At 46.8% G+C, this 10041-nt stretch carries 4 protein-coding genes; 3 read left to right on the top strand and 1 reads right to left on the bottom strand.

The window, feature by feature from the left end; genetic code table 11:
• Positions 1-192: 192 nt before the first annotated feature.
• Complete coding sequence (locus L2713_RS08450; RefSeq protein ID WP_011621492.1) at positions 193-1104, bottom strand: LysR family transcriptional regulator; 912 nt, start codon at positions 1102-1104, stop codon at positions 193-195.
• Between the two features lie 122 nt (positions 1105-1226).
• Between L2713_RS08450 and L2713_RS08445 the strand changes: the two genes are divergently transcribed.
• From L2713_RS08445 to fusA, 3 genes are all read left to right on the top strand, one after another.
• On the top strand, positions 1227-5780 hold the full coding sequence (locus tag L2713_RS08445) for an ATP-binding protein (protein ID WP_248967588.1): 4554 nt from the start codon (positions 1227-1229) through the stop codon (positions 5778-5780).
• A gap of 192 nt (positions 5781-5972) precedes the next feature.
• A complete protein-coding gene (locus L2713_RS08440) occupies positions 5973-7424 on the top strand; it encodes a diguanylate cyclase (protein ID WP_315973160.1) in 1452 nt (483 codons plus the stop codon).
• A gap of 490 nt (positions 7425-7914) precedes the next feature.
• Positions 7915-10008 (top strand): elongation factor G, encoded by a 2094-nt coding sequence (gene fusA, locus L2713_RS08435; protein WP_248967586.1) that lies wholly within the window; start codon positions 7915-7917, stop codon positions 10006-10008.
• The last annotated feature ends 33 nt before the right edge of the window (positions 10009-10041 follow it).

The raw sequence follows: 10041 nt of genomic DNA, 5'->3' as shown, positions 1-10041 counted from the left end.
TATGAGACCGCATCTGAGTTTGAATATGGCAACCCCTAATCAGGTGCACAATAGAAAAGGCCAGCTACTGGAGCTGGCCTAAAAACTGTCAACCTATCTTAGGACGAGACACTCAATTGGGTCACTCAACGTAGGGATGTGAATCAAGGAGAGGCGATGTAGGTAAAGGAGAGTGCCGCTGCGATAAAGTGCTTAGCCCATCAAGGATTGCAGGCTTTCTTGGCTGCTAAAGCGTTTGACGAAAAAGTCCAAGAAGGCACTGATATTAGTGGCTAATTGGCGACGACTGGAATATACCCCATAGACCTTAAAGGGTTCGATTGGCCATTCTTGTAGTATGGGAACCAGTTGACCATTCGCTAATTCCGTCTTGCAGGCGGAGTTGGACAGCATGGCAATCCCAAAGTCATCGAGGGCTAACTGCTTGACCATAATAGGGCTATTAACCCTAACCTTACGTTGAAAATTCACCATGGTCTTACGCGCGCCTTTACCCAGTGGCCAAATAGGCGCTGAGCGTGATGTCCCGAGTAAGATGCCACTGTGCTCACTTAATTCCTTGGGGGTTGCAGGTGTGCCTCGGGCTTTTAAATAGGCCGGGCTTGCCACGAGAATGGGTTGGCGCTCGAACAGTAATCTTGCAACAAGATCAGAGGATTGCAGTGGCCCATATTTGATAGCTATGTCATATCCTTCACCCACTAAACCGATATCGTTGTCGGTAAACTGGACATCTAATTCCACATTGGGATATAAACGCATGAATCCGCTACAGAGGTTAGCGATTAATTCTTGGCTAAAAGAGACTGGAATAGCTATCCGTAATGATCCTGACACATCATCATGGGTACTCTCGATAACAGCCTTGGCCGCTTCCACCTCATTGCGAATGGAATCACAGTGTTGATAAAAGAGGGCCCCGACTTGAGTAAGGCTTAAGTTGCGGGTGTCGCGTTGTAATAATCGCACGCCAAGTTCTTCTTCGAGCTGCGCGATTTTGCGACTTATGGTGGATTTTGGGTGGCCGGTTTCACGTGCAGCTTGGGAGAATCCCTTCGCTCTAACTACGGCTGCAAATAGCATCATACCGTTTAAATCTGGCATGTTTTTCCCACTGTCTCATATTTGGAACATAGCGTCTTATGCAGTTTAATGGCATTTGGCGGGATAACAAAGTTATATTTATTGGCTAAAAATTTTCAGAGGCTAAAGCAGAGGATCTTTTGATGACCAGCAATAATCAGCCCACACACATGACTCAAGCCCAAACGCCCGATCCGCTTTTTTTACAAGCCGAGCATTTGGCAAAAGATTTTTCTCTGTTTCCTAAACACAGTAAACAGAGCTTATCAGATGAAATTAAAGGTCTTTTAAACGATGACGCCATTCAGGCAAATTTAAAAGACTTGGCATCTTTAGATGTCGATGGTTACGTCGCAAAAGTGATCCAGCCGACCCAAGATAAAGGTCGTCCTGGTGCAAAACGTATCATTGCTGACCTAAAAGGTCGCTTGATTACCGAAACTCACTTGGGTTCTTTCTACAGCGCTGAGGTCGAGCTGAATTTCGGTTCACGCACTCGTCGTATCGGTTTTATTGCCCAAGAGCGTACCACGGCTAACGGCGCGTGGATGCCTGAACATCACTATGCGGCCTGTAAAGCGATTCGTCATTTCGCCGAATTGTCTATGCCTATCGTTTACCTCATCGACACCCCTGGGGCCGATGCGGGCGAAGTGGCTAACAGCCAAAACCAAGCACATTCTATTTCTAAGGCGATTGCTGAGAGTGCCAACGTTGACGTGCCAACAGTCGGTATCGTTATCGGTGCGGGTTACTCGGGCGGTGCAATTCCATTAGCGGCGGCCAACATCCTGTTATCGCTGCGCGATGGTATTTTCAACACGATTCAGCCGCAAGGTCTGCAGAGTATTGCGCGTAAGTACAACCTGTCATGGCAGGAATGTGCTAAGTCTGTGGGCGTGTCTCCAGAAGAGCTTTACACCGCGGGTTGTATCGATGGCATCATCGATTTCTCTCCAGGTGACCGTGACGAGCGTCAGCACAACTTACGCCGCGCTATTATCAGCAGTATCGAAGCTGTTGAACGTGCAGCCATCAACTTTGTGCGTGAATCTAAAGATTTACGTGAGCACTATGACCGCAGTTTAGCGCGCTTCCTCAGCCCATCTAAAAATCTGATGGCGTTAGAGTTAAACGCGGAATTGGCCGTGGCAACTAGCCCAACCAACCATCACAACCTGTTTGGTAGTGCTTACCGTTACCTGCGTTATTTAACGCTGCGTAGCCGCATTCATTCAATCTCTCAGGAGCAATACGGACGTCTGTCACGTGTTAGCGTGCCTGAAGGTGACTTGTTAGCTCGTATCCAACAAGAGCAAGACCGTGTATTCCAAGCTTGGTTATCAAGCCCTGATAAGCTGGTTTACGATGAAGATCTAAACAAGCTGTGGGCGAACTTTATTGCTAAGCGCGATGAAGTGTCTACCGAGCGTAACATGCTGACTCGTTTGATTTTGGGTGAACCAAAAGAGAACTACAAGAAAGCACGTAAGGCGCTGCTATTTAACATCGGTTGGTCTTTATATCACCGTTGGAAGAGCAACGCGGCAAACAACTTCAAGGGCTTAATCCAGCACCTTGAAAATCTGCCAAAGTCAGTGACTCAAGCCAAGTGGCCTGAACTGAATCAACTGACTGTGCTCGATGTGGTTGTGAACGACGAACTGCGTGAAGACTTCATTTGGCAATGTCATAACATCCTGATCTTTAACTCACTGTACGACAACGTTGTGGGCAGCTTAGCGTCTATCGCGAAAGAAGCCATGATGGCGAAGAGCTTGTCGCGTAACTCAGTGAACAACCTGCTGCACAAGTCAATTGACCATGCGCTGTCGACTCAGGATACCGCTAACGACAAGGCGAAATTCTACAAGTGGCTTAAGTACTTTATGGGCCAATCTAACCGTGCCGATCTCTTGGTGCGTGTAGAGCAGTGGAAGAGTGTGGGCTTCCCACAACTTAACGACAGTTTATTCGTTATCCTGACTTACTTCTTCGAGCGTTTACTGCCTGAATACTTCGACAGTGAAAGCGATAACAGCAAGTACACTGGCGCGATTAACCCTGTGCGTATCGGTCGTCGTAAGGACTTCTGGAACCGCTTGACCATGGGTTATCAGGACTTACTGATCCAAAAAGTATTACGTGACGAAAAACGTACCGGCAAGATGACGTGGGAAAATGTGATTAAGCAATTCTTCACTCATTTTGAAGAGATCAATGGCGACAAAATGTCGGCCAACTTGCTTAACTTCCCTGGTTTCCGCCTCTCAATCGAAGATGCGTTAGACAAAGGCATTCGTCCTTGCGGTCTGATCACAGGTATTGCTGACTTTAAAGAAAAAGGTCAAAAAGTCCGTGTGGGTGTGGCTGTGTCTAACACTGCATTCCAAGCGGGTGCCTTCGATATGGCGAGTGCTGAGAAATTCTCTGCCCTGCTGATCGAGTGTGCTAAGCGTAAGCTACCAGTTGTTTGCTTTATCAGCTCAGGCGGTATGCAGACTAAAGAAGGTGCTGCAGCACTGTTCTCAATGGCTGTTGTGAACGACCGTATCACCCGTTTCATCCGTGATAACGAATTGCCAGTACTGATGTTCGGTTTTGGTGACTGTACCGGTGGTGCGCAGGCGAGTTTCGTGACTCACCCATTAGTGCAAACCTATTACCTGTCTGGTACTAACATGCCATTCGCGGGTCAAATGGTGGTTCCAGCTTACTTGCCTTCGACTTCGACGCTGTCTAACTACTTGTCGAAAGTACCAGGTGCAATGGCGGGCCTAGTCCACAACCCATTCAGCGAAACCTTAGATAATCAATTGGCGAGCATCGATCCGCTGATGCCAATGCCAACGGCGAAGATCAATGACGTGATCATCAACGCCCTATCAACACTGGTTGTTGAAGCGCCTGTTGAAGAAGAAGTGATTGTTCAAAACGATCCGCGTAAGTTAATGAAACCAATTAACAAAGTATTGGTTCATGCCCGTGGTTGTACCGCTGTTAAGTTGATCCGTAAGGCTCACGATAACGATATCAACGTGGTATTAGTGGCGTCAGATCCTGACATGACCGCCGTACCTGCGGATATGCTGAAAGACTCAGACAAGTTAGTCTGCTTAGGTGGTAACACCTCTGACGAAAGTTACCTGAACGCTTACTCAGTGCTCAAAGTTGCCGAATACGAGCAAGTTGATGCACTGCACCCAGGTATCGGCTTCCTGTCTGAAAGCCCACAATTTGCGGCCTTGTGTGTGAACAATGGGGTTAACTTCGTTGGTCCTAGCGTACATTCAATGACGACTATGGGTAACAAGTCGAACGCGATTAAGACTTCACAAAGCCAAAACGTGCCAGTAGTACCAGGTTCACACGGTATTCTGACGAACGCTGAGCAAGCGGTGAATGTTGCCAATGAAATTGGTTACCCTGTGCTGCTCAAAGCGGTACAAGGTGGTGGCGGTAAAGGTATCCAGGTCGTTAAACGCCCTGAAGATATGATTGGTTTGTTCCAAAAGACCTCTACCGAAGCGGCTGCGGCCTTTGGTAACGGCGACTTGTACTTAGAGAAATATGTAACCTCACTGCGTCATATCGAAGTGCAGTTACTGCGTGACAAGTTTGGTAACGCTAAGGTTCTGGGTTTACGTGACTGTTCTGTACAGCGTAACAACCAGAAAGTGGTCGAAGAGTCTGGCTCAACCATGCTGCCAGAAGAACTGAAAAAACAAGTGCTGGATTACACCCGTGCTTTAGGTGATGCGACCGATTATATGGGCGCAGGTACAGTTGAGTTCATCTATAACTTAGATGCGAACGAAGTGTACTTCATGGAAATGAACACCCGTCTGCAGGTAGAGCATCCAGTAACTGAAGCGACTTCTGGTATCGATATCGTGAGCGCGCAGTTTGATATCGCTGCGGGCCGTTCAATCGAGAACCTCGAGCCGAAAGAAATCGGTTATGCGATGGAAGTACGTGTGACTGCCGAAAAAGCAGCACTCGACAGCCATGGTGTACTGCAACTGATCCCAAATCCTGGCAAGATCACCGAATGTGTATTCCCAGATCATCCAGATGTGGAAATCATCTCGATTGCCGCTGCGGGTAAAGAAGTATCACCATACTACGATAGCTTAATCGCTCAGGTGATTATGCGCGGTGAAAACCGTGAAGACGTTATCGCGAAACTGCACGCTTACTTAGATAGCGTAGTACTCAAAGGTATCGCGACTAACATTCCATTGCTGAAACTGATCCTAAGCGATGGCACCTTCAAAGAAGGCGTATACGACACTAACTACCTGCCACGTTTCATGGCTGAGCTCGACATTCCTGCGCTGATCGCTGAAATGGAAGCCGCTGCCGAAACCGTAGGTGTAGACACTGAGTCACTGCGTGTCGGTGAAAGTAACGAACTGAAAGTATTAGCCCAAGGCGCAGGTATCTTCTATACCTCTCCTGCTCCAGGCGAACCTGACTTCGTGAAAGAAGGCGATATTGTTACTGCAGACCAGACGCTTGCGTTAACTGAAGCGATGAAGATGTTCTCTCAGGTCAACTTAGCCGGCTTTAACCGTCAAGGCGCTGTGTTGTACCCAGAAGATAAGAAGTACCGCATCGAGCGTATTCTGAACAGCAATGGTCAGCAAGTATCGCAAGGTGACTTACTCTTCGTTGTGTCGCCAGTTGAAGATTAATCTTGCTTAAGCGATGACAGAATCGAAATACCCGCCAATCGGCGGGTATTTTTTTATCTAAGTAACAGTCGCTGGATACATCCCAGCGTATATTTCCATAATCAATTTAGGGTTTATTGGTATTATCTTAATATCGCGTATACACTTTTTTTACCTTGTAAGACGAATTGCTGAGTGTATTAGAGAAGCGACATGGGTTGCAGATTCTGGGTTTTACTCCTTTGTTTATGCTCACCTTTATGTGTCAATGCCGAGCGCTTGGCCTCATACCTTAATGCTGCAGACGATGAATTTGCCAATGCCACCCAGTTGGTGCGTTACTGTGTTGACCCCGATTGGTTACCCTATGAAGCGATTCGTGACGGTCAACATGTGGGGATTTCGTCGGATTATATTCGTTATATCGAAGCCCATTCGTCATTAAAGTTTAGTCTTGTGCCCACCACCTCTTGGACACAAACCTTAGATTTCCTACAAACGGGGCGCTGTGATTTAACCCCACTACTCAATAAGACGGCGACTCGGGAGCAGTTTTTACATTTCAGCCATGTGTATTTTCGCTCCCCCAATGTATTAGTGTCTCTCAAGGACGAACCCTTTTTGCAAGGGTTTGAAAACATCGGTCCGCGCACCTTGGCGGTGCCTGATGGCTATCGTCTCGCCGAATATATTCAGCATTACTATCCCAAGGTTCACACCATTAAAGTGGCGAGCGAGCCAGCGGGGCTTGAAGCCGTGCTCGAGAAAAAGGTCGACCTCTTTGTGGGGTCGATGTTTTCCGTTAATGCCTATATTCAGCAGACAGGATTCAATCACCTTAAAATTGCCGGTTGGGGTGGCCCAGAGGATGAACTGCGGGTGGGGGTGAGGGCTGGACATGAGGCGCTGCTGCCGTTAATCAATCAAGTGCTAGACAATGTGGATGAGCTGGAGCGGATCAGGATTTACCAGAAATGGAACAACATCACCATTATCGATGAAACCAACTACTTACTTATCTATCAAGTGATTGCGGCGACACTGTTAGTCGTGTGCCTACTGGTAACGCGCACTTATATGATCAGTCGTTACAATCGCCGACTAACCGATAAAAACCAGCAGCTTGAGGAATTGCGTTTGCAGTTAGAGCAAAGCAATACCGAACTTGAGTTTTTATCCACCCATGATCCGCTTACTAAACTCTACAATCGGCACTACTTTAATCGACAATTTGTCCATGAACACCGCGCCGCCGCTTCCACGCAAGGGGCCATTTGCTTGGTGATGTTAGATATCGATTTCTTTAAAGAGATCAATGACACCTTAGGCCATTCCGTTGGGGATACTATTTTGATGGAGTTGTCCTCGGTATTGCAGCACTGTGTGCGTGAAAGTGATGTGGTTGCACGCTGGGGCGGGGAAGAGTTTGTGATCCTCTGCCATAACACTTCACTCGAGGCCGTGAAGTCTCTGTGTCAGCGGATCACAACCGCCATCAGTGAGTACCATTTTAGTGGTGATGTTCAGCTCACCTGTAGTTTCGGGATTGCCAAACTCGCCGCCAATGAGCCGATGCAATCGTGTTTTGAGCGGGCTGATAAGGCGCTATATCAGGCAAAAGCGCTGGGGCGGGACCAGATTTGTGTCGATGATACTCATCTGTAGCTGCCTTGCTTGGTAAGATTTAAGTCCATTCCTAAGCTCGTAGCGGTTTTTATTCAGAAATCCGCCATTTATCCTAGAAAACCTTCCCAGTTCGCACGATTTTTACTGAGTTGCACAGTCAGTGAATCAACTCATGGTTATTGATTGACTGGCTCCAGGCTATTTGTTGACAGGCTTAGAGCGGGTTTATGGCTGTTTGTTAACAGCTAAAGCATGGAAAAACATCAGTCTCGATGAAAATCGGCTTATTTTTAGGTTTTTTACTAATTGATTGAATATTGAGCTAAATTTTTTTATTTAATTGTTTTCACATATTTTTCTTATTTTTTTTTAATTTTTTCCGCGACTTTATCGTGAAAAATTGCAAGAGCCATTTGCGCATAGCGGGGTTCCAATTTACAATATGCGCCTAAAATAATCTGATGTGCGGTGTGTCGGTGGTTTGTCGCATACTCCGTCTACTTCTTAAACTAATCATTAAAGTTGAATCATGACCGAATTATCCAAATACAGAAACATTGGTATCTTCGCTCACGTTGACGCGGGTAAAACCACGACCACCGAGCGTATTCTTAAGCTAACCGGTAAAATCCATAAGTTAGGTGAAGTTCACGACGGTGAATCAACAACAGACTTCATGGTTCAGGAAGCTGAGCGCGGTATTACCATTCAATCAGCTGCTGTAAGCTGTTTCTGGAAAGACCACCGTTTCAACGTTATTGACACCCCTGGACACGTTGACTTCACAGTTGAAGTTTACCGTTCTCTGAAGGTTCTTGACGGCGGTATCGCTGTATTCTGTGGTTCTGGTGGTGTTGAGCCTCAATCAGAAACTAACTGGCGTTATGCTAACGAATCTGAAGTTGCTCGTATCATCTTCGTAAACAAGTTAGACCGTATGGGTGCTGACTTCTTACGTGTTGTTAAGCAAACTAAAGACGTTTTAGCTGCTAACCCACTGGTTATGGTTCTGCCAATCGGTATCGAAGATGAGTTCACTGGTGTTGTTGACCTGTTAACTCGTAAAGCTTACGTGTGGGATGATTCTGGTCTTCCAGAAAACTTCACTGTAACTGACGTTCCAGCAGACATGGTTGACCAAGTTGAAGAATACCGTGAAATGCTGATCGAATCTGCTGTTGAGCAAGATGACGATCTGATGGAAGCTTACATGGAAGGCGAAGAGCCATCTATTGAAGACCTGAAGCGTTGTATCCGTAAGGGTACTCGTACTATGGCATTCTTCCCAACATTCTGTGGTTCTGCGTTCAAGAACAAAGGTATGCAACTGGTTCTAGACGCTGTTGTTGACTACCTGCCAGCACCAGACGAAGTTGATCCACAACCTTTAACTGACGAAGAAGGTAACGAAACTGGCGAATACGCAATCGTTTCTGCTGACGAGTCATTAAAAGCATTAGCGTTCAAGATCATGGACGACCGTTTCGGCGCCCTGACTTTCGTACGTATCTATGCTGGCCGCCTGAAGAAAGGTGACACTATTCTTAACAGTGCAACTGGTAAGACTGAGCGTATCGGCCGTATGTGCGAAATGTATGCAAACGATCGTATCGAAATTGAATCAGCAGAAGCTGGTGACATTATCGCTATCGTGGGTATGAAGAACGTACAAACTGGTCACACTCTGTGTGATGTTAAGCACCCATGTACTCTGGAAGCCATGGTGTTCCCAGAGCCAGTTATCTCTATCGCAGTAGCGCCAAAAGATAAAGGCGGCAGCGAGAAGATGGCTATCGCTATCGGTAAGATGATCGCAGAAGATCCATCATTCCGCGTAGAAACTGACGAAGATTCAGGTGAAACCATCCTTAAAGGTATGGGTGAACTGCACTTAGACATTAAAGTGGACATCCTGAAGCGTACTTACGGTGTTGAGCTGATCGTGGGTGAACCACAAGTAGCATACCGTGAAACCATTACTCAAATGGTTGAAGACCAATACACCCACAAGAAACAATCTGGTGGTTCTGGTCAATTTGGTAAGATCGAATACATCATCCGCCCAGGTGAGCCAAACTCTGGTTTCGTGTTCAAGTCTTCAGTTGTTGGTGGTAACGTTCCTAAGGAATACTGGCCAGCAGTTGAGAAAGGCTTCGCGAGCATGATGAACACTGGTACTATCGCTGGCTTCCCAGTGTTAGACGTTGAGTTCGAACTGACTGACGGTGCTTACCACGCAGTTGACTCTTCAGCAATCGCGTTCGAAATCGCTGCTAAAGCGGCATTCCGTCAATCTATTGCTAAAGCTAAACCACAACTGCTTGAGCCAATCATGAAAGTTGACGTGTTCAGCCCTGATGACAACGTCGGTGACGTAATCGGTGACTTAAACCGTCGTCGCGGTATGATCAAAGACCAAGTTGCTGGTGTAACGGGTGTTCGTGTTAAGGCTGACGTTCCGTTATCAGAAATGTTCGGTTACATCGGTACTCTGCGTACAATGACTTCAGGCCGTGGTCAGTTCTCTATGGAGTTCTCACACTACAGCCCATGTCCAAACAGCGTTTCGGACAAAGTTGTTGAGCAAGTTAAAGAGCGTAAAGCTGCTGAAGCTAAGAAGTAATTCTTAACTTCCTCTAAATAGAAACCGCTGCTA

Source organism: Shewanella seohaensis (genome assembly GCF_023283775.1).
In the GTDB taxonomy this organism is placed as follows: domain Bacteria; phylum Pseudomonadota; class Gammaproteobacteria; order Enterobacterales; family Shewanellaceae; genus Shewanella; species Shewanella seohaensis.
The sequence above is the reverse complement of the archived record's forward strand: the minus strand, read 5'-3'. Positions and strand labels throughout refer to the sequence as shown.

Coding starts and splice junctions, on each gene's coding strand:
- L2713_RS08450 (WP_011621492.1), bottom strand. CDS start 1,104: ATGCCAGATTTAAACGGTATGATGCTATTTGCAGCCGTAGTTAGAGCG.
- L2713_RS08445 (WP_248967588.1), top strand. CDS start 1,227: ATGACCAGCAATAATCAGCCCACACACATGACTCAAGCCCAAACGCCC.
- L2713_RS08440 (WP_315973160.1), top strand. CDS start 5,973: ATGGGTTGCAGATTCTGGGTTTTACTCCTTTGTTTATGCTCACCTTTA.
- fusA (WP_248967586.1), top strand. CDS start 7,915: ATGACCGAATTATCCAAATACAGAAACATTGGTATCTTCGCTCACGTT.